Source organism: uncultured Methylobacterium sp., from assembly GCF_964242245.1.
In the GTDB taxonomy this organism is placed as follows: domain Bacteria; phylum Pseudomonadota; class Alphaproteobacteria; order Rhizobiales; family Beijerinckiaceae; genus Methylobacterium.
In genome coordinates this window covers 1-18,313 of record NZ_CAXTBY010000014.1, presented here as the reverse complement: position 1 = coordinate 18,313, position 18,313 = coordinate 1, and the positions used below count along the sequence as shown (strand labels likewise).

Genomic DNA, 18,313 nt, shown 5'->3' with positions numbered 1-18,313 from the left:
ACGTTGGATCGGGCACGACCCTACGTCCTTGTGCGGTCGCGCTCTCCGACGACGAACCGGTGTCCACTTCGTCGGAGAGCCCGCTAATGCCCGCCGTGCGAGGCGCGCACGTCGCGCGGGGCGTTGAGGATTTCCGAGAGGCTCGTCGCCACGTGGCGGGCCTCTTCGTCCGTCAGGCGGAGCTGGAACGGCGGTAGCGCGCCGGCCTGAAGGGCGACCACCGCCTGTCCTTGATCGTCGGTGCCGACTTCGATCGCCGACGAGGTGACGTCGAGCATCGCGATCTCCTCGTCGCCTATCTCTGCGGCCATGTCGGGCTCCTCGGGCTCGTCGATGGCGGTGAGGAGCTGACCCACCGCGCGGACGAGCGCGCGCGCCGCGCGGGCATCCATCACCACCGCGGTGGCCTGATCGTCCTTCTGGAACGAGAGCTGGATGTTCGCGCCCTCCAACGAAACCGAGATACCTGCCATGGATCGCCTGAAAGCCTAAAAGCGCACCCTTATATGCACCGCGGGAGACGGAAATCCCAGCGCCGGCATCCGAGCTTTATCGCGTCGTCCGGACGAGACTCAACGCGCTCCGCCTTGTTGCAGCCCCACGGAGCGCATAAGTCCTGTGGCGGGGCGGCACGATCCGGAGACGGACGCTGCAACGGGGCATGCGCCTCGACGCCCCGACATCCACACCAGACTTTGAAGACGTCGCTGCGCCCGCACCGATCCGTGCGGGCGCAGCGGCTCATCGACGATACGAGGTTCTCCGACGTGAATACCGGCACCGTGAAGTGGTTCAACGAGACCAAGGGCTACGGCTTCATCCAGCCTGACGACGGCGGCAAGGATGTGTTCGTTCACATCTCGGCCGTCGAGCGGGCGGGCATGCGCAACCTGATCGAGGGTCAGAAGGTCTCCTACGAGATCCTCACCGACAAGCGCAGCGGCAAGGACGCCGCGGGCAACCTTCAGGCGGCCTGAAGCCTCCGCTCTCTCACCCACGCGGCCGTGCAGACGGCCGAAACCATCCGACGCCGCCGTCCCTTCCGGAGCGGTCGCGCCGGACGGCGAAACCGAAGTCTTCAGAAACGGAGCCGGGCCCGCAGCGTGCGGGACAACGCCGGCCTTCTCATGGAAATTATAAGAAAAACATGTTGTTCGAGTACACTCGGCACCGCGGTGCCCTGTCGCCCGTCACCGATGCGGCGACCTTCAAGGTCGGACGCATCCGGCAGAGCGCGACGTCGGAAACCCCGACCGTCGATTTCAGCCACCTCATCGATCGATCCTACAACTACCACTCGCCCCGCGAACTGCGCTGGCACCTCGCCGAGCGCCTCGGCCTCGCTCCGACGGCGCTCGCCCTGCGCGAGGCCTGTCACGCGTGAGGGCTCACGCCCCGCGGCTCCAGGCGCCGACGACCGCGTCGCGAAATCCGTGCGACACCGCGACGAGCTCCCCGTGGATCGGCTCCGGCCGATTGTAGGTCGTCGGCACGCCGTGAAGGTCGCAGACCGCGCCGCCGGCCTCGCGCAGGATCAGGTCGGCCGCGGCCAAGTCCCAGTCGCGCGCACTGGACGAGACCAATCCGACATCGATGCCGCCGTCCGCGACGCGGGCAACCCGCAGGGCGAGCGACGGCACGCGATCGACGCGCACGAAGGCGGACGCGATGCCGGTTTGCGCCGCGCCGCGCCCGAGCCGATCGAACATCGGCTTCGGGCCGGTCACCCGCGCCGTTCCCAGATCCTCCCGCCCGGAAACCTGAATCGGCTGGCCGTTGCGGGTCGCCCCCCGGCCCCGGACGGCCTCGTAATCGTGTCCGCCCGCGGGTGCGTGCACGAACCCGACCACCGGCTCGCCGGCCTTGAGTAGGGCGACCGCGATCGACCAGTCGGGATGACCCGACAGGAAGGCGCGGGTGCCGTCGATCGGATCGACGATCCAGACGAGATCGCGACCGAGCCGTACCGGATCATCGCGCGTTTCCTCCGACAGCCACGCCGCCTCCGGCACGAGTTGGCTGAGACGGATCTTGAGGAAGGTGTCGACGGCGACGTCCGCCTCGGTCACCGGCGAGCCGCCGGCCTTCGACCAGACCCGGGCGGCGGTGTGCCCGCCTTCCCGGAAGAAGGGCATGGCCAGCGTGGCGGCCTCGCGCAGCGCGTCGCGCAGATCCGGCATCAGGTCGAGCACGAAGTCCGCGGCGGTTGGGTCGGGCATGTCGGTCCGTGTCCGGCGAGGGATTGGATCGCACCCGGCCACCGCGCGGAAGCGACGTGCGGACCGGTCCTTCGCGAAGGGGGTGTTGCGGCGCAAGAACGCCGTCCATGCGTTGTAGGGGGCGGCCGCGAACGCCACAAGGATCGCAAGGCCGCAGCCGGATGGCGGCGGTTTTGACGGGTCCGCGCAAGGAAGCATTGAGCATTTCGCGAGGCTCAGGCTCGTCCACGATCGCTTAACGCTCACTCTTAAGCGCATGGGGGGAGTTCAACCGCAATTCTGCTTGTCAGAACGGGCGATCCACTAAGCTCGCCACTTGCAGATGGACGGCGGACCGATGAACACGTTCCACACCCTGGATCGGCACGGCGGACATCTTGGGAGCGACGGTGCGACCATGGCGGTCTTCTCCTTCGCGGCGTCGAGACTGCCGGTGATCGGCACGCAGGTTCATGCGGCGAAGGCTGCGGGCATCGCGTTGGCCTTCGCCACGGAGGCCGCGGAGACCTGCGGCGAGGATCGCTTCGCCCTGCTGCTGGTCGATGTCGACGGCGCGGTCCTGTCCCGCCTCGGACCGTTCAGCGAGGAGGACGTGGTGGCGACGTGGCGCGACCTCGCGGCGAGGACCGGATTGCCCCGGATGATCGTGCGCGAGGACGGCCTCCTCGCCACGGTGGCGGCCCAGGTCGGCCGGCTGATGCTCGGCAAGACCCGCATCCGGCGCCGCCACGGCTCGCTCGGCGCGCGTCGTCCCCGCTTCCTCGTGCGCCGCAAGACCGGCCGCCTTCCGGCCCGCCCGCAGATCCACCGGGGCGAGAACGAGATCATCGCCCGCTCCTGAGCGACCGAAACCTAGCTCGCCCAGCCCTGCTGGATGGTGTCGGCGGCAAGCCCGAGGAACAGGACCAGTCCGGCGCCGCGGTTCGAACGGAACAGCGTGAGCGCACCGTGGCCGTCGCGCGCCTGGACGCGCAGGACCTGCCATCCGAGGTGGCCGGCGAAGGCCGCGAGCCCGAGATAGCCGAGCCAGCCCGCACCGGCCGCGTGGGCGGCCGCACCGATCAGGATCACCGCGGCGCCGTAGCAGAGGGCGACGGCCGGCTTCAGGCGGGGGCCGAACAGGCGGGCCGAGGAGCGAATCCCGGCGATCTCGTCGTCCTCGATGTCCTGGACCGCGTAGATCGTGTCGTAGCCGACGACCCAGGCGATCGTGCCGGCGTAGAGCAGGAGGGCCGGGCTCGCGAGTTGGTCGAGGAGCGCCGCCCAGCCCATCAGCGCACCCCAGGCGAAGGCGAGGCCGAGCACGAGTTGCGGCATCGCCATCACCCGCTTCATGAACGGGTAGATCGCCACCGGCACCAGGGAGCACAGCCCGACCAGGATCGCGAATCCGTCGAACTGCACCAGGACGAGGAAGCCGACGAGCGCCTGCGCCGCGAGGAAGGCCGCCGCCGCCCGCGCGGTGATCTGGCCCGAGGGGAGGGGGCGCAGCCGCGTCCGCTCGACCCGCGCGTCGAGGTCGCGGTCGGCGATGTCGTTGTAGGTCGAGCCGGCGCCGCGCATCGCGACCGCGCCGACGAGGAACAGGATCAGGTGGCGCGGGTCGGGCCAGGGCATGCCCGCGTGGGTCGCGGCGAGCGCCGCCGACCACCAGCACGGCAGCAGCAGCAGCCACCAGCCGATCGGCCGGTCGATGCGCGCGAGCCTCAGGTAGGGCCGCGCGGCCCGGGGCGCCAGCCGGTCGACCCAGTGCCCGGCGACGGCATCGGCGACGCGGGATTGTGCGGCCTCGCCGGCACTCACACCGGGGGCCGCGCGGGCACCCACGCGGGTTCGGACGCGCGCGCCATGCCGCTCAGAGGGCGCCCTGCGGCAGCTTGAACGAACCGGTCAGGCCGGGCCCGCCGAGCAGGCCGCCCCCGCCGCCGTTCTCGGCCTGGACGCGGGCCTGAGCCTGCATCTTCGCGGCCTGGGCCGCGATGCCGCAGATCTTGGTGCGGATGCCGATGACCTTGGTGTGATCGGCCTTGAAACCCTGGGCGAACGAATCGGGGATGGAGCACCACTCCTTGTTGGCGGTGATCCACTTGATGCCCTCGGCGCCGTTGCTCTGGAGCCTGCCGAACAGCGCGCACGCCTCTTGCGGCGTCATCTTCTTCTTGGAATTCGACGCCGAATTCGCCTTTGCGACGAGATCCTTGCGGGCCTGAAGCGTGGTCTGGATCGCGCCGCACTCGGCGGCCTGGGCGAAGGCGCCGGTGCTGGCGACGACGCTGCCGGCAAGGAGCGCGGCGGCAAATCCGTAGGTCCTGTAGCGCATGGTCTCGACTCCCTCATCCGCCCCCGCCGCGTTGCCGCGGCGACGTCCCTCAGCAACGACCGGCGCCTCCGCGTCGCGGGACGCGCGCGGCGGATCGGGCTGCCCGGTCTTCCTGACCCCGCTTCGCCACAGGAATGTGGCGTCAATCGAGCCGCAAACGGGCCCGTGCGGTCTCGGGCGGGGAACGACCGGAAAAGTCCCATCCGTGTCATTTCCGCAACGGCACCGCGGTGGGGTCCGGCATCCGCGTTGACAGCGCCGCCCCCGGGCGCGACGGAACCCGCATGGCGGCCTACGACTTCACCGCGCCCCGGCTTCACGTCGCGGACGACCTTCGTGCCGGCGCGCGGCTTGCCCTGGACCGGGCGCAGGCGAACTACCTGCTCAACGTCCTGCGCCGCCAGCCCGACGATCCGGTCCTGCTGTTCAACGGCCGCGACGGCGAGTGGCGGGCGCAGCTCGTTCCGTCCGGGCGCAAGAGCGCCGACCTCGTGGTCGCGGCGCAGACCCGGCCGCAGACCGCGCGCCCCGACCTGCACTACCTGTTCGCGCCGCTGAAGACGGCCCGGCTCGACTACCTCGCCCAGAAGGCGGTGGAGATGGGCGCGGGCACGATCCGCCCGGTGCTCACGCGCCACACCCAGTCCGAGCGGCTGAATGCGAATCGCCTGCGCGCCAACATGATCGAGGCCGCCGAGCAGTGCGGCATCCTCGCGGTCCCGGACCTGACGGAGCCGGTGCGCCTGCCGGCCGCGCTCGCCGAACTCGCCCCCGGGCGCCTGCTGGTCTTCTGCGACGAGGCGGCGGCCGTGGCCGATCCGGTGGCCGCCCTCAGTCGAGCGGCCGACCGCAGCGATCCGCCGCCGCTCGCCGTGCTCGTCGGCCCGGAGGGGGGCTTCGCGCCCGAGGAAGGGGCGATGATCAGGGCCCGGCCGAACACCGTGGCGCTCTCGCTCGGTCCCCGCATCCTGCGGGCGGACACGGCCATGGTCGCCGTGCTCGCCCTGGTCCAGGCGGTTCTCGGGGACGCGCGCTGACGGCGCCCGCGCACATCAGGCGCGACCGCCGCACCGGCGCACGCTTGGTCTCCGTTGCACCGCGGCGACGCCGTCGTCCCGTGCGCGTTGTCGAGTCTTGCGCCCTAGATTAAGGACACGACTTCCCGGCGACGGGGCCCGCTCGTATCGATCTCTGACAAGAACGGCCGACGCGCTTCCCACTCCCGCTCCTGTTCCCATGGCGAGGCAGCGCATGGCGCGCGATACGTCCGACACGACTCCGCTCACCACGCGTGCCGCGTTGATCGACTGGTTCGCGGCCGGCGAGAAGCCCCGCGCGCGCTTCGCGATCGGCACGGAGCACGAGAAGATCCCGTTCCACACCGCGACTTGCGAACCGGTGCCCTACGCGGGCGACCGGGGCATCCGGGCGCTCCTCGACGGCTTGGCGCGCGAGACCGGGTGGGAGCCGATCTGGGACGTCGGCAACGTCATCGGCCTGACGGCGCCCGAGGGCGGTGCGATCTCGATCGAGCCGGGCGGTCAGTTCGAGCTCTCGGGGGCACCGCTGCCCGACGTCCACGCGACGGCGCGCGAACTGGCCGAGCACCTCGCGGCGACGCGGCGCGTCGCGGACGGTCTCGGCATCGGCTTCCTCGACCTCGGCATGAGCCCGAAATGGACTCAGGGTGAGACGCCCGTGATGCCCAAGAGCCGCTACAGGATCATGGCGGGCTACATGCCGAAGGTCGGATCGCTCGGCCTCGACATGATGCTGCGCACCGCCACCGTGCAGGTCAACCTCGACTTCAGCTCGGAGGCCGACATGGCGCGCAAGATGCGCGCCTCGCTCGCGCTCCAGCCGGTGGCGACCGCTCTGTTCGCCAACTCGCCCTTCACCGACGGGCGGCCGAACGGCTTCCTGTCGCGCCGCTCCGAGATCTGGCGCGACACCGACGCCGACCGCACCGGCATGCTGCCCGGCGCCTTCGAGCCCGGGTTCGGCTACGAAGCCTACGTCGACTGGCTGCTCGACGTGCCGATGTACTTCGTCAAGCGCGGGGACACCTACCACGACGTTTCCGGAGCCTCGTTCCGCGACCTCATGGCGGGCAAGCTCGCGCAGATGCCGGGCGCGTACGCCACCGTCTCCGACTGGGCGAACCACGCCTCGACCGTGTTCCCGGAGGTGCGGCTCAAGCGGTTTCTGGAGATGCGCGGCGCCGACGTGGGCGATGCCGGCATGATCGCGGCGCAGGCCGCGTTCTGGGTCGGACTGCTCTACGACGACGCCGCCCTCGACGCGGCGCTGGACCTCGTCTCCGGCTGGGGCGGGACCGAGCGCGAGGCCCTGCGCGCGACCGTCCCGCGCCTCGGGCTCGCGGCCTCCGTCGCGGGACGCAACCTCGGGGGCGTCGCCGCCGAAGCCCTCGCGATCGCCCGTTCCGGCTTGGTCGCGCGCGCGCGCCGCGACGAGCACGGGCGCGACGAGACGCTCCACCTGCAGCCGCTGGAGGCGATCGTCGCCGCCGGCCGCACGCACGCGGAGGACCGCTTGGCGGACTACGACGGTCCCTGGCGCCGTTCCGTCGATCCGGCCTTCACGGATTGCACGTTCCGATAGCGTCCATCGATCCCGGTGGGAGGCCCGGTCCATCGCCGGGATGTGTGCATGCGCGACGCGCCACCGACCGACCTCGCCGAACTCGATCTCGCCGGGCTCAAGTGCCCCCTGCCGGTCCTGCGCACGCGCAGGGCGCTTCGCGCCATGGCGGCAGGCTCGCGGTTGCGGGTGACCTGCACGGACCCGCTCGCGGCCATCGACATCCCCAACCTGGTTCGCGAGGGGGGCGACATCCTCGAAGCGATCGAGCGGGCGGGCGACGCCACCCGCTTCACCATCCGCCGCGGCGACGCCTGCCGCGGAGACTCCGCGAAGCCGCCTCATTCCTGAACGATCGCGCCACTAGATCTGTTGGTGACAGCCGCACGCGCAGGAAGATCCACAGGCATGGCACCCATCATCCGCGGGACGCGCCTCGTTCATGACGGCTGGGCCCGGTACCTCATCGCCGAGGTGACGATGCCGGACGGAACGCGGCTGACGCGCGAGATCGAGGATCACGGGCGCGCGGTCTCGGTCCTGCCCTACGATCCCGAGCGCCGCGTCGCCCTCCTCGTGTCGCAGTTCCGGGCCCCCGTCTTCTTCGCCGGCGGCCCGCCGGAGGTCGTGGAGACGCCGGCCGGGCTCCTCGACGAGGGAGACCCGGAGGAGGGCGCGCGCCGCGAAGCCTACGAGGAGACCGGCGTGGCGCTCGGTCGGCTCGAGCCGGTGGTCAGCGCGTGGACCGCGCCCGGCGTGTCGACGGAGCGGATGGACATGTTCCTGGCACCCTTCACGGCGACCGACAGGTCCGGGGCCGGCGGCGGGCTCGCGGAGGAGAACGAGGCGATCACGGTGCACGAGGTCGCCCTCGACGCGCTCGCGCTCCAGAGCGACCGGGGCGAGATCACCGACATGAAGACGCTGCTCCTCGTCCTCGCCCTGCGGCTGCGACGCCCGGACCTCTTCGGGCCGGCGTAGCCGCCTCAGCCGCTCACGGCATCCGCGACGATCCGTCGGACACCTCGCGCGCCGCGAGGCCGAGGAAGCGCCACGATCGAACGAAGTAGCGCCGGAACAGCCGGCGCGGCGCGTGCGCGAAGCGGAACGCCCACTCGAGGCCCGCCCGCTGCAGCAGGACCGGCGCCCGCGGAACCAGTCCGGCGGCGACGCCGAGCGCATCCCCGACGGCGAGCACGACCGGCGCGCCGAGCGCGGCACCCTGCCGGTCGACCCAGATCTCCGAGCGCGGCGCGCCGACCCCCATCACCAGAAGCGTCGTGCCGTGCGCGAGGATGCGGGCGGCCAGCGCCTGCCCATACGCGGCGTCGCGATCGAACCCGTAGGGCGGGACGCACGTCGCGATCGAACCGGGGCCGACGCCGGACTGGACGAGACGATGCCGCATCGCCTGCGCGACGTTCTCCCTGGCGCAGACGAGGAAGATGCGCTGGCCGGCGGCCGGCCGCTCGAAGCAGGCGCTGGCGAGGAGATCGTGCCCGGTCACCCGGACGGCCGGATGGCCGCGCAGGCGGGCGAGCCAGACCAGCGGCGTGCCGTCGAGGGTCCGGGCCGCGGCTCCGGCATAGGCGGCCCGGAAGGCCGCGTCCTGCGACAGCAGCACAATGTGGTCGACGTTGGCCGTGACGACGAGGCGCGGCCCGGTCTTGGGTCGGGCGGCGGCGGCCGCGAGGATACGGAAGGCGGGCCCGGCGGCGAAGGCTTGGCCGAACATCCGCACGGGCCGGGCGGAGCCGGTCCCGCGGGCGCCGTCCGATCGCCCGGGAGGCGTGCGCCCGACGGGCCGGAGGAACGCCGCGTCGCCGGAGTCTCCGAGGAGGCCCCGTTCCGTCTCCGGAATCTGACGCGGGTGGGCTGCCGCGGAGCGCTGCGCCGGACACGGCTCGCGCAGCGGCTCCCGTCCGGTGCCGTCCGGACGCAGCGGTCCCGGCGTCTCAAGCATCGGCCGCCCGGAAGCTGCGCGAGCCCGACAGGGCGGGGCGGCCGCCGGATCGTCCGTTCCGGCGGTCCCGGGCGGCCCCGAGGCACAGGGCGATCACGCCGCCCAGCGCGATCCCGACCAGCAGCGCGATCGGCAGCACCACCTTCGGCGAGGGTGGCCACGTCCGGACGCGCGCGGGGATGGCTGGAGAGATGATCCGGACGTTGATGCTGTTCAGGCGCTCCTGCTCGCTCGCCTCGCGCGACCGGCGCAGGTAGACCTCGTAGACCCCGCGGCGCGATTCCAGTGTCCGCTCCAGTTCGCGCAGGCCCACGTTGGCCCGGTCGCTCGTGACGGTCTCGGACTTGGCGCGGTCGAGGCTCTTGCGGATCGCGGCCTCGCTCGCGGCCGCGCGGTCGTGGTCCTTCTGCGTCGTCTCGATGATCCGCTCCTTCTCGCGCTGGATCAGCCGCTGAAGGTCGCGCTGCTGCGCGTACTGCTCGGCCATCGCCGGGTGGCGCTCGCCCAGCCGCGTGGCGAGCTCGGCGGTGTTGCGCGACAGCGTCGCGTACTGCTGCCGGAGCGCCTGCATCTCGAGGGATTGCAGCATCTCGGGCAGCGCCGTGCTGGCATCACCCGCCTTCATCTTCCGCGCCTGATCGAGCCGCGAGCGGGCTTCCGCCGTCTTGATCTGCGCGGTGACGAGCTGCTGGTTCAGGTCGCCGAGCTGCTGGTCGGTGAGGAGCCGGCCGCTCGCGGCCACGAGGTTGTTGTCCTCGCGGTACTTGACCACCTTGCCCTCGGCCTGCTCGACGTCGCGGCGCAGGCTCGACAGGCGGCCGTTCAGGGCGTCGGAGGCGCGGCGCGCGGCCTCCGTGCGGGCCCCGGCCTCCTCCGCGAAGTAGGCGTCGCCGATGGCGTTGGCGATCCGCGCCGCCTTCTCGGGATCGCGCGACTGCATCAGCACGTCGATGACGAAGGTCCGCTCGGCCCGGCGCACGGTCAGCTTGGTCTGCAGGGTGTCGAGGGCGACGTTGACCGGGTCGCGGCTGGCGGCGGGCGGGAGCATGCCCAGCGCCGTCCTGAGCCAGACCACGGTCGGGTTGTCGGAATCGGGCTTGGCGAACTCGTCGTCGCGGTCGAGGCGGAGCTTCTCCACGACGCGGCGCAGGACGTTGTCGGACTGGATCACCTTGGTCTGGCTCTCGGCGAGCGACACGCCGCTGTCGGCCTGCGGCGTGCGGGCGCTGACGTCGTTGTCGACCACCCTGAGGTCGGAAGGATCGATCAGGACCTGGATGCCGGAGGTGTAGACCGGCGTCAGCAGGCCGAGCCCGGCGATGGCGGCCGCGACCATGAACAGGGCGCCGAGGACGAGGAAGCCGGCCCCGTGCCAGAGGCGGCGCAGGACGGTTCGGGGATCGGCCCGCTCGGACGCGGCGCGCGGCAGCGTCACGTCCACCGGTTCACCGCGCACGGGTGTCGAGAAATCGAACATCGGCCTCTGTCCCCTCGCCCTGCCCACCGCTTCGCCGGACCTGTCCCGTTGCGGAGCGGGTCCGTCCCGTTCCGATACGGAAACGGGGTGCGACGACGGTGCACGATCGAGATTGCGCAATCCTCGCACCGAAGAATTAAGCCTGTCGCCCGAGGTTCGTCTTCCGTAACAGATCAGAAACCAGTGCAAAGACGAAGACACCGCCCGGTGATGTCGAGCATGATTAACGGGCTGATCGCTCGCAACTCAATACGTAGTCTGCATCACGACTTATACCAACGGCCCGAACGCTTGACCCTTCCTTCCGTTGGCCGTTGGCGAGCGCGAAGGCGCGTCGCCGCTCGTGCGGCGGGTCGCCCTTGAGGCGTCAGCATCAAGGGCTGCTGGTCTTGGAAGCGAGGGACGGCACCGGGATGAGATGCTCCGGACCGTAGGCCGAGGGGCCGTGATCGAGGTAGGCCCGGAAGTATTCGGCATCGCGTTCGGCAAGGCCGTTCCAGCGCGCGACGTTTCCCCGGGCGGCGGCCGCGCTTGCGCCGTACCGGCCCGATCGAAGCCAGTCCGCCACGTCCGCGGCGGCGCGGGCGGGATCGTCCGGCCGGATGAGGAGCCCGCTCTCGCCCAGCACCTCGCGGAACACCGCGCCCTGCGGCGCGACGACCGGCAGGCCGCCGTGCTGGATCTCCAGCAGCGGCAGGCCGAGCCCTTCCGCTCGCGACGTCGAGAGCAGCAGGTGCGAGCGGGCGGCGAGGGAGCGCAGGGCCGCGTCGTCGACGTAGCCGTGGCAGGTGAGGAACGGCGGCGGGTCGTCGAGGAAGGCGTGCCGGCCCCAGCCGACGCGCCCGACGATGTGCAACTCGGCCGGCACGCCGGCCCGGATCAGGGCGGCGGCGAGTTCGACGGAGGCCGCGTAGCCCTTGCGCGGCTCGATCGTGCCGATCGCCAGCATCCGCAGCGGCTCGCCCGGCCGGCAGGCGGCAGGGCCGGGCAGGCCTGCCAGGCCGAACACGTCCCGCACCGCGGGCCGGAGCAGGGCGACCATCGCGTCCGCGGCGCAGACCCGGCGCAGCGCCTCGCCGGTGGTGCGGGAGATCGCCAGGAAGCGCCGGCCCCAGCGCATCGCGAGGCGGAAGCCCGGCACCATGTAGAGCCGGCTCTTCCAGTTGAGGTCCTGCGGCCGGGTCAGCAGGAAGGTGTCATAGACGTAGAGGGTGCAGCGCGCCCGCATCGGCGCGAACAGCGGGCCCGGCGGGAAGCCGGGCATGAGGAACTGCGCGTCCCGGTCCCGAACGGCCCGCCACGGCAATCCGACCTGCTGCGCGACGATCATCCCCGCGATGCCGGCGCTGCGCACGGCGCGCACGTCCCGGTCGCCGAGAACGTCCGGCGAGAACAGGTCGAGGGCGACCCGCTCGATGCCGGTGACGTGGCCGCGGACGTGGGTCTGATCGAGGTAGATCCGCCGGGCCGTCACCGCGCCCGCCCGATCGAGCGCGCCCGGGATGCGAGGTACAGCCCGCGCCGCACCCAGAGCGGGAGCCTGCGACCGAGCAGGCGCTGCTTGGCACGCCGCAAGCCCCGGACGAGCCCGCCGCCCGGCGCCTCGACGAGGCCGGCGGCACCGGGCAGCGGAGCCTCGGCGAAGGGGAAGTGGCCGAGCATCGACGGGGCGAAGGCGAGGCGTTCCGCGCCGTCCGGCACGAGGCCGCGGGCGCGCAGGATCGCGTGCATCGACATCGCGGACGCGGCCGGGCTGAAGCGGCTCTCCAGGGCGATCCGGGCGAAGGCGCCGAGGCGGACGAGCGCCGCCCGGTCGGCAACGAGGCCTTCGAGCGCGGCTGCGAGCGCCCCGGGCTCGACCGGGACGAGGCGTCCGGAGACGCCGTCGATGACCGAGGTGGTGAGCCCCGCGGTGCGGTAGGCGAGCGTCGGCGTGCCGCACAGGCCCGCCTCGATCGGGGTCTGGCCGAGCGTCTCCAGGCGGCTCGCGGTGACGTGGAGGTCGCAGGTGCCGTACCACGCGGCGAGCCGGGCCTCGTCCGCCACGAGGCCCGGCGCGAACAGGTTCGGCAGGGCGAGCCGGCCGGGATCGTCCAGGCGCCCGACCGCCACGAAGCCGACGCCCGGCCCCGCGACGCGCCGCAGGGCCCCTGCGAGGTCGCCCACGTTCTTGTCCGGGCCGTCGATCACCACCGCCGAGACGAGGATGAGCAGGTCGTCCTCCGGCAGCCCGAGGTCCCGGCGCAGCGCCCGGCGGTCGCCCGGCCGGAACACGCCCGTGGGGAAGGCGAGGGCGATGCGGGCGACGCTCGCGCCCGGCGGCGCGAGCGCGCCGGCCCGCGCGGCGGTCCATTCCGAGTTCGCGAGCAGGAGGGGTCCCCGCTCCGCCCCGAGGACCGTACGCTTGCCGGCCCGCGTGCCGGCGATTCGCGCGGGCGCCAGTTGCGGATACTCGTCGGGGGTCGGGCAGGCGGCGTCGCACCCGGCGTCGGCGATGCGGGGGCAGTCGCGCGGATGAGCGCAGCGCCCGGTCAGCGGGAACAGGTCGTGGAGCACCAGGGCCACCGGCAGGCGCCCCGCGAGGCGTCCGACGAGATCGAGGCTGCGCGTCGCTCCGTGCAGGTTGCCCGCGAGCACGAGGTCGTGTCCGCCCGCCAGGATCGCCGCCTCCGTCGCCGGGAAGGCGTCGGTCCACTCGGCGGCGGCCGGGGGTGACTCATCCGACAGCCGGAGGTCGGTGACGCGGTGGCCGGACAGCGCCAGCGCCTCGCCGAGGCGACGATGGGCGATGCCCGCTCCGCCGGCATGGCCGGTGCCGGTGAGGGAGGCGACGGAGAGGCGCGGCGCCGGGGCGTCGATGCTGGCGGCGGCGTGCTGGAGCAGCACCGGCCGGCCGATGCGCGAGACGCCGGCCCCGGTCTCCGCCAGGGCCGCCCAGGCGCGGGCGGGGCCGCGCGGATCGGCGGGATCGAGGCGGCCGAGCGCCGCGAGCGGCCCCCGCGCCCAGAGTATCTCGCCGCCGGTGAACGGGATGCCGGTCTCGGGCTCGACGCCGCGCGCCGCCGGCACGTCGAGGCCGGCCACCGCGTCGCCGAACAGGACGCGCAGGCCCGCGACCGCGGCGGCGCCCGTGAGCACGGCGTCGAGGCACAGGGCGGTCAGCGCCCCGGGTGCCAGGAGGTCGCCGGCCCGGAGCACGAGGAGGTAATCGACGGACGCGTCCGCGAGGATCGCCGTCAGCGCGGCGTCGCACCCTGCGCCCGGCGCCACGACATCGTGGCGGCACTGCACGAAGCCCTGGCGGGCGACGGACGCGATGCCGGCGGCCAGCCGCGGCTCGTCGCCGGAGGCCGCCGTCAGCACGCGCAGGCGCGGCCAGGCGCGTCCGTCCGGCAGCAGGGCAGGGCGGGCGGGGCCCGGCGCGGCGCGGCCGAAGGGCCATCCCGCGAGGCCGTGCGCAAGCGCCGGGTCGGGATCGAGGGCGTCGTTCAAGGGCATCCCGGGCGGCTTCGCGCGACGCATCGCGGCGGCGCACCGTCGCAGGCCGTGATGAAGAACGCGTTCCTCAGCCGTCCACGCGGATTCCGGCAGCCCCCGCCTCCACCCGCCCGACGATCGCGGCAGCCGGGTACCCGGCCGCGCGGATGCGGTCGCGGATCGCCTCCGCACGCGGGGCGGCGCAGGCGACGAGGAGGCCGCCGGAGGTCTGCGGGTCGGTCAGCAGGTGGCGGGACCAATCGGGAAAGCCCTCCCTGAGCACGACCTCGGCCCCGAACGCGGTCCAGTTGCGGTGCGAGGCGCCGGTGACGAAGCCGTCCCTGGCAAGCGGCTCCGCGCTCGGCAGCAGCGGCACGGCGGGCCAGTCGATGACGAGGCGGCAGCCCGCGCCGCGGGCGAATTCCAGGCCGTGCCCGAGCAGGCCGAAGCCGGTGACGTCGGTGAGCGCGTGCACCGCCGGATCGGCGGCCAACTCCGGGCCGATCCGGTTCAGCAGGGTGGTGGTGGCGAGGAAGGCGTCGTAGCCGCCCGGCGGCAGCGCCGCGCGCTTGATCGCGGCGGCGTAGACCCCGACGCCGAGGGGCTTCGTTAGGATCAGGGCGTCGCCGACCCGGGCGTCGGCGTTGCGGCGCACGTCCTCGCGGCGGCAGGTGCCGATGACAGCGAGCCCGTAGATCGGCTCCGGGGTGTCGATGGAGTGGCCCCCCGCAATCGGGATGCCGGCCTCGGCGCAGGTGGCGGCCCCGCCCTTCAGGATCTGCGCCACCACCTCGGGAGCGATTTTCCCGACCGGCATGCCGAGGATGGCGAGCGCCATGATCGGCCGCCCGCCCATGGCGTAGACGTCGGAGATCGCGTTGGTGGCCGCGATCCGGCCGAAATCGTGCGGATCGTCCACCATCGGCGTGAAGAAGTCGGTGGTGGCGATGACGCAGGTGCCGTCGTCGAGCGCCCAGACCGCGGCATCGTCCGCGGTCTCGTTGCCGACGAGCAGCCGCTCGAACGGGCCGGCAACCGGCTGGTCGGCGAGCAGCGTCCGCAGGGTCGCCGGATCGAGCTTGCAGCCGCAGCCGCCGCCGTGGGCGAGGCTGGTCAGGCGGACGGGACGATCATCCATGCGGCACCACGCTTCGTCGACCGGAGGCCGGATCACGTCCGTTCGGTATAGCAGATCGGCGTCGGCCTGCCTGCCGGGGCGCGGGACATCACCTCCGGCCCGACCCATATGCCCCGGGACAGAGGAGGCAGACCCATGTCCGAAGGCCAGACCGCCCGCAGCTTCGTACCCCTCTCGATCGCGGTGCTGACCGTCTCGGACACGCGCCGGCCCGGGGACGACCGCTCCGGCGACACCCTCGCGGAGCGGCTCACGGGGGCCGGCCACCGGCTGGCCGCCCGCACCATCGTTCCGGACGAGGCCGCGCTGATCCGCGGGCAGGTCGAGACCTGGACGCGCGATCCGGGGATCGACGTGGTCGTCACCACCGGCGGCACCGGCTTCACCGGCCGCGACGTGACGCCGGAGGCGCTGGAGCCGCTGTTCGAGAAGCGCATGGACGGGTTCTCCGCGGTCTTCCACCGCATCTCCTACGACAAGATCGGCACCTCGACGCTGCAGTCGCGCGCGACCGCGGGCGTGGCGCACGCGACCTACATCTTCGTGCTGCCGGGATCGCCCAGCGCCTGCCGCGACGCCTGGGACGGCATCCTGGCGCAGCAGCTCGACTACCGGCACCGCCCCTGCAACTTCGTGGAGATCATGCCGCGGCTGGACGAGCACCTGCGGCGCGGCGCCTTCGCCACGGCGTGAGCGTCACGCCCGGTCGATGCGGGCGATGAGCCGGCGCGGCCGCAGCCGGGGCGAGAAGACGCCGTCGGCCGTCAGCCGGTCGCAGCGCACCAGATCGCCCGCCCGCGCGCGCCGGGCGCCGATCACCGCCTCGCAGCGGACGAGGATGCGGAGCGCCAGCCCGGCGTGGGGCCGGCGCAGGCGCCCGAGCCGCGTCTCCGCGCGCGCGGTGCCGACGAAGCGGTCGAGGGTGCGGACCCAACCCTCGCCGGGAACGTCGCCCGCCTCCAGGCACAGCACCCAGTCGCGGCGCGCCGCCGCCGCGCCCGCGGCCCACGGGTTCGCGCCGCGCCGCAGGACGACGAGGGCCGCGCCGGTCGCGTCGGCGATGGTCTCGACGGCATCGCTCGGACCGCCGGCGACGATCACGGCGTCGCCGACGAGCCCGGCCGCGACGCCCGCGACGAGGGTGCCGAGGGAATCGGCGAGACAGTCGATCGCGTCGGCATCGCGCGGGTCGGCGATGAAGACCAGGGCGGAGATCATGGCCGCGCATAACGTATTTTTGCGGGGCGAAAACACTGCGCCGCAACGGAGACGGCGGGACGTTGCCGCCCGGCCACAACGAAGCCGGGCCTGCCTAAAATCGAGGCGTATCACGCTGCGTTTGTTCCTGATATGTTCCACGTGAAAACCCTCGACGCTTGGCGCCGCCGACGCAATGCCGAAGTCCCGCATCCTTCGCGATCCCGAATCGATGCCGTCCCGGCGGCTTGCCGCGAGCACGGCCGCTCCGGGTTCCGTGCGCGGTCGCGGCGCCACCGCCAATCCGGACGGGCGCTTCGAGGCCACCCGCCGCGAGATCCTCGACGACGGCTGGCCGCGGGACGAGCCGGCTCCGGTGCAGCGGACCGAGGTGACGGTGGAGCGGGCCCGCAGCATCATCACCCGCAATACCTCGCCCGACATCCCGTTCGACCGCTCGATCAACCCGTACCGCGGGTGCGAGCACGGCTGCGTCTACTGCTTCGCGCGGCCCAACCACGCCTATGCCGGCCTCTCGCCGGGCCTCGACTTCGAGACGAAGCTATCTGCCAAGCCCGACGCCGCGCGCCTCCTCGAACGCGAGCTGGCGGCGCCCGGCTACGCGGCGCGGACCATCGCGCTCGGCACCGCCACCGACCCGTACCAGCCGATCGAGCGCGAACACCGCATCACCCGCGCGGTGCTGAAGGTCCTGGCGCGCCATCGCCATCCCGTCGGGATCGTGACGAAATCGAACCTCGTGACCCGCGACCTCGACATCCTGGCGCCGATGGCGGCGCGCAACCTCGTCAAGGTCGCGGTCTCGGTGACGACGCTGGACCCGGTCCTGGCCCGCCGCATGGAGCCCCGGGCGCCGCATCCGCAGAAGCGCCTGGAGGCGATCCGGCAGCTCAGCGCGGCCGGCGTGCCGGTGATGGTGATCGTGGCGCCGATCATCCCGTCGCTGAACGACCACGAGATCGAGGCGATCCTCGGCGAGGCTCGCGCCTGCGGCGCGGGGGAGGCGGGCCACGTGCTGCTGCGCCTGCCGCACGAGGTGAAGGATCTGGTGGCCGACTGGTTCGCGGCGCACTACCCGGGCCGGCAGCGCCACGTCTTCTCCCTCGTCGCGCAGGCGCGCGGCGGCCGGGAGTACGACGCGGCCTTCGGCCGGCGCATGACCGGCACGGGCGCCTACGCCGAGCTGATCGCGACGCGCATGCGGCTGGCCAAGGCCCGCCTCGGCTACGCCCGCGCGCGGGTGACGCTCGACGCGTCCGCCTTCACCAAGCCGGGCGGGCAGCTCGCCCTGCTGTGAGGCCGCCTACTCAGCCACCGGATAGGCGCGGGTGAAGCTCAGGCGGTGGTGCGGGCTGCGGCCGCGGGCGGCGAGGCCGGCCACGTGCACGGCCGTGCCGTAGCCGACGTTGTGCTCCCAGCCGTAACCCGGATGGCGCAGCGCCAGCACCCGCATCAGCCGGTCGCGGAACGTCTTGGCGACGATGGAGGCGGCGGCGATCTGCGGCACCAGCCGGTCGCCGCCGATCACGGCGCGGCACGGCTGCGACAGCCCTGGCACGGCATCGCGCCCGTCGACGAGCACGGTCGCGTCCAAGGCCAGCCGCAGCACCGCTCGGCGCATGGCGTCCAGCGTCGCGACGCGGACGTTGACCCGGTCGATCAGCGCCCGCGCCCCCGCCGCCACCGCGACGTGGGCATGGGTGCGGATCAGCGGCGTCAGCGCCTCGCGCAGCGGCGGCCTGAGGCGCTTGCTGTCGTCGAGGCGACCGAGCAGGTCCGGGGGCAGCGTCGCCGGATCGAACCAGACCGCGGCGACGACGACCGGCCCGCAGAGCGCGCCGCGCCCGACCTCGTCGCAGCCGATGAGGGCGGGATAATCGGCGGCACGGGTCGGGTCGAA

Annotated in this window: 20 protein-coding genes; 9 read left to right on the top strand and 11 right to left on the bottom strand. The window is 72.9% G+C overall.

Annotated elements, in window-relative coordinates:
• Positions 1–83 precede the first annotated feature (83 nt).
• Positions 84–473: a hypothetical protein gene (locus ACFE8Y_RS05615; RefSeq protein WP_375463410.1), complete on the bottom strand. Its 390-nt coding sequence runs from the start codon at positions 471–473 to the stop codon at positions 84–86.
• A gap of 294 nt (positions 474–767) precedes the next feature.
• On the opposite strand from ACFE8Y_RS05615, the gene ACFE8Y_RS05610 reads away from it, so the two are divergent.
• Together ACFE8Y_RS05610 and ACFE8Y_RS05605 are read left to right on the top strand one after the other, a co-directional pair.
• Entirely contained in the window at positions 768–977 is a 210-nt protein-coding gene (locus tag ACFE8Y_RS05610) for a cold-shock protein (RefSeq protein WP_147725959.1), read from the top strand.
• Between the two features lie 170 nt (positions 978–1,147).
• The gene (locus ACFE8Y_RS05605) at positions 1,148–1,384 is read left to right on the top strand and encodes an AsnC family transcriptional regulator (RefSeq protein ID WP_375463409.1); all 237 of its coding nucleotides are present in this window, start codon (positions 1,148–1,150) and stop codon (positions 1,382–1,384) included.
• 4 nt (positions 1,385–1,388) lie between these two features.
• Here the strand turns inward: ACFE8Y_RS05605 and ACFE8Y_RS05600 are convergent, their stop codons facing one another.
• Entirely contained in the window at positions 1,389–2,219 is an 831-nt protein-coding gene (locus tag ACFE8Y_RS05600; protein WP_375463408.1) for an inositol monophosphatase family protein, read from the bottom strand.
• A gap of 337 nt (positions 2,220–2,556) precedes the next feature.
• On the opposite strand from ACFE8Y_RS05600, the gene ACFE8Y_RS05595 reads away from it, so the two are divergent.
• Positions 2,557–3,060: a DUF6101 family protein gene (locus ACFE8Y_RS05595; protein ID WP_375463407.1), complete on the top strand. Its 504-nt coding sequence runs from the start codon at positions 2,557–2,559 to the stop codon at positions 3,058–3,060.
• Between the two features lie 11 nt (positions 3,061–3,071).
• Here the strand turns inward: ACFE8Y_RS05595 and ubiA are convergent, their stop codons facing one another.
• Positions 3,072–4,046 (bottom strand): 4-hydroxybenzoate octaprenyltransferase, encoded by a 975-nt coding sequence (gene ubiA / locus ACFE8Y_RS05590; protein WP_375463406.1) that lies wholly within the window; start codon positions 4,044–4,046, stop codon positions 3,072–3,074.
• A 28-nt stretch (positions 4,047–4,074) separates the two neighbouring features.
• Positions 4,075–4,539 (bottom strand): hypothetical protein, encoded by a 465-nt coding sequence (locus ACFE8Y_RS05585; RefSeq protein ID WP_375463405.1) that lies wholly within the window; start codon positions 4,537–4,539, stop codon positions 4,075–4,077.
• Between the two features lie 284 nt (positions 4,540–4,823).
• Here ACFE8Y_RS05585 and ACFE8Y_RS05580 point away from each other — a divergent pair, with 284 nt between their 5' ends.
• From ACFE8Y_RS05580 to ACFE8Y_RS05565, 4 genes are all read left to right on the top strand, one after another.
• Positions 4,824–5,576, top strand: a complete 753-nt coding sequence (locus ACFE8Y_RS05580; RefSeq protein WP_375463404.1) for a 16S rRNA (uracil(1498)-N(3))-methyltransferase — start codon at positions 4,824–4,826, stop codon at positions 5,574–5,576.
• A gap of 214 nt (positions 5,577–5,790) precedes the next feature.
• Complete coding sequence (locus ACFE8Y_RS05575; RefSeq protein WP_375463403.1) at positions 5,791–7,161, top strand: glutamate--cysteine ligase; 1,371 nt, start codon at positions 5,791–5,793, stop codon at positions 7,159–7,161.
• 48 nt (positions 7,162–7,209) lie between these two features.
• A complete protein-coding gene (locus ACFE8Y_RS05570) occupies positions 7,210–7,491 on the top strand; it encodes a sulfurtransferase TusA family protein (protein ID WP_375463402.1) in 282 nt (93 codons plus the stop codon).
• Between the two features lie 57 nt (positions 7,492–7,548).
• On the top strand, positions 7,549–8,121 hold the full coding sequence (locus tag ACFE8Y_RS05565; protein WP_375463401.1) for an NUDIX domain-containing protein: 573 nt from the start codon (positions 7,549–7,551) through the stop codon (positions 8,119–8,121).
• A gap of 13 nt (positions 8,122–8,134) precedes the next feature.
• Here ACFE8Y_RS05565 and ACFE8Y_RS05560 read toward each other — a convergent pair whose 3' ends face one another.
• The 5 genes from ACFE8Y_RS05560 to selD all read right to left on the bottom strand — a co-directional run bounded on the left by ACFE8Y_RS05560 (position 8,135) and on the right by selD (position 15,195).
• On the bottom strand, positions 8,135–9,103 hold the full coding sequence (locus ACFE8Y_RS05560; protein ID WP_375463400.1) for a WecB/TagA/CpsF family glycosyltransferase: 969 nt from the start codon (positions 9,101–9,103) through the stop codon (positions 8,135–8,137).
• Positions 9,096–10,580 carry a GumC family protein gene (locus ACFE8Y_RS05555; protein ID WP_375463399.1) on the bottom strand — a complete coding sequence of 495 codons (1,485 nt, stop codon included), beginning with the start codon at positions 10,578–10,580 and terminating at the stop codon, positions 9,096–9,098. The genes ACFE8Y_RS05560 and ACFE8Y_RS05555 overlap by 8 nt, the downstream gene beginning before the upstream one ends.
• A 373-nt stretch (positions 10,581–10,953) precedes the next feature.
• Positions 10,954–12,054 (bottom strand): glycosyltransferase, encoded by a 1,101-nt coding sequence (locus ACFE8Y_RS05550; RefSeq protein ID WP_375463398.1) that lies wholly within the window; start codon positions 12,052–12,054, stop codon positions 10,954–10,956.
• Positions 12,051–14,078 (bottom strand): glycosyltransferase, encoded by a 2,028-nt coding sequence (locus ACFE8Y_RS05545; protein ID WP_375463397.1) that lies wholly within the window; start codon positions 14,076–14,078, stop codon positions 12,051–12,053. Before ACFE8Y_RS05545 ends, ACFE8Y_RS05550 begins: the two co-directional genes overlap by 4 nt.
• A 67-nt stretch (positions 14,079–14,145) precedes the next feature.
• Positions 14,146–15,195: a selenide, water dikinase SelD gene (selD, locus tag ACFE8Y_RS05540; protein WP_375463396.1), complete on the bottom strand. Its 1,050-nt coding sequence runs from the start codon at positions 15,193–15,195 to the stop codon at positions 14,146–14,148.
• A gap of 135 nt (positions 15,196–15,330) precedes the next feature.
• On the opposite strand from selD, the gene moaB reads away from it, so the two are divergent.
• Complete coding sequence (moaB, locus tag ACFE8Y_RS05535; protein WP_375463395.1) at positions 15,331–15,888, top strand: molybdenum cofactor biosynthesis protein B; 558 nt, start codon at positions 15,331–15,333, stop codon at positions 15,886–15,888.
• A 3-nt stretch (positions 15,889–15,891) separates the two neighbouring features.
• Here moaB and ACFE8Y_RS05530 read toward each other — a convergent pair whose 3' ends face one another.
• Entirely contained in the window at positions 15,892–16,413 is a 522-nt protein-coding gene (locus ACFE8Y_RS05530) for a hypothetical protein (RefSeq protein WP_375463394.1), read from the bottom strand.
• A 211-nt stretch (positions 16,414–16,624) separates the two neighbouring features.
• On the opposite strand from ACFE8Y_RS05530, the gene ACFE8Y_RS05525 reads away from it, so the two are divergent.
• Positions 16,625–17,710: a PA0069 family radical SAM protein gene (locus tag ACFE8Y_RS05525; RefSeq protein ID WP_375463393.1), complete on the top strand. Its 1,086-nt coding sequence runs from the start codon at positions 16,625–16,627 to the stop codon at positions 17,708–17,710.
• A 6-nt stretch (positions 17,711–17,716) separates the two neighbouring features.
• Here the strand turns inward: ACFE8Y_RS05525 and ACFE8Y_RS05520 are convergent.
• Positions 17,717–18,313: ribonuclease HII (locus ACFE8Y_RS05520; protein WP_375463392.1), on the bottom strand; the 597-nt coding region annotated here is incomplete at its 5' end.

Excerpts from the sequence above, each read along its gene's own strand:
- ACFE8Y_RS05525 (WP_375463393.1), top strand. The coding sequence starts at position 16,625 with ATGCCGTCCCGGCGGCTTGCCGCGAGCACGGCCGCTCCGGGTTCCGTG.
- ACFE8Y_RS05595 (WP_375463407.1), top strand. The coding sequence starts at position 2,557 with ATGAACACGTTCCACACCCTGGATCGGCACGGCGGACATCTTGGGAGC.
- ACFE8Y_RS05545 (WP_375463397.1), bottom strand. The coding sequence starts at position 14,078 with ATGCCCTTGAACGACGCCCTCGATCCCGACCCGGCGCTTGCGCACGGC.
- ACFE8Y_RS05565 (WP_375463401.1), top strand. The coding sequence starts at position 7,549 with ATGGCACCCATCATCCGCGGGACGCGCCTCGTTCATGACGGCTGGGCC.
- ACFE8Y_RS05555 (WP_375463399.1), bottom strand. The coding sequence starts at position 10,580 with ATGTTCGATTTCTCGACACCCGTGCGCGGTGAACCGGTGGACGTGACG.
- ACFE8Y_RS05605 (WP_375463409.1), top strand. The coding sequence starts at position 1,148 with ATGTTGTTCGAGTACACTCGGCACCGCGGTGCCCTGTCGCCCGTCACC.
- ACFE8Y_RS05560 (WP_375463400.1), bottom strand. The coding sequence starts at position 9,103 with ATGCTTGAGACGCCGGGACCGCTGCGTCCGGACGGCACCGGACGGGAG.
- ACFE8Y_RS05615 (WP_375463410.1), bottom strand. The coding sequence starts at position 473 with ATGGCAGGTATCTCGGTTTCGTTGGAGGGCGCGAACATCCAGCTCTCG.
- ACFE8Y_RS05580 (WP_375463404.1), top strand. The coding sequence starts at position 4,824 with ATGGCGGCCTACGACTTCACCGCGCCCCGGCTTCACGTCGCGGACGAC.
- ACFE8Y_RS05600 (WP_375463408.1), bottom strand. The coding sequence starts at position 2,219 with ATGCCCGACCCAACCGCCGCGGACTTCGTGCTCGACCTGATGCCGGAT.
- moaB (WP_375463395.1), top strand. The coding sequence starts at position 15,331 with ATGTCCGAAGGCCAGACCGCCCGCAGCTTCGTACCCCTCTCGATCGCG.
- ACFE8Y_RS05575 (WP_375463403.1), top strand. The coding sequence starts at position 5,791 with ATGGCGCGCGATACGTCCGACACGACTCCGCTCACCACGCGTGCCGCG.
- selD (WP_375463396.1), bottom strand. The coding sequence starts at position 15,195 with ATGGATGATCGTCCCGTCCGCCTGACCAGCCTCGCCCACGGCGGCGGC.
- ACFE8Y_RS05530 (WP_375463394.1), bottom strand. The coding sequence starts at position 16,413 with ATGATCTCCGCCCTGGTCTTCATCGCCGACCCGCGCGATGCCGACGCG.
- ACFE8Y_RS05570 (WP_375463402.1), top strand. The coding sequence starts at position 7,210 with ATGCGCGACGCGCCACCGACCGACCTCGCCGAACTCGATCTCGCCGGG.
- ACFE8Y_RS05585 (WP_375463405.1), bottom strand. The coding sequence starts at position 4,539 with ATGCGCTACAGGACCTACGGATTTGCCGCCGCGCTCCTTGCCGGCAGC.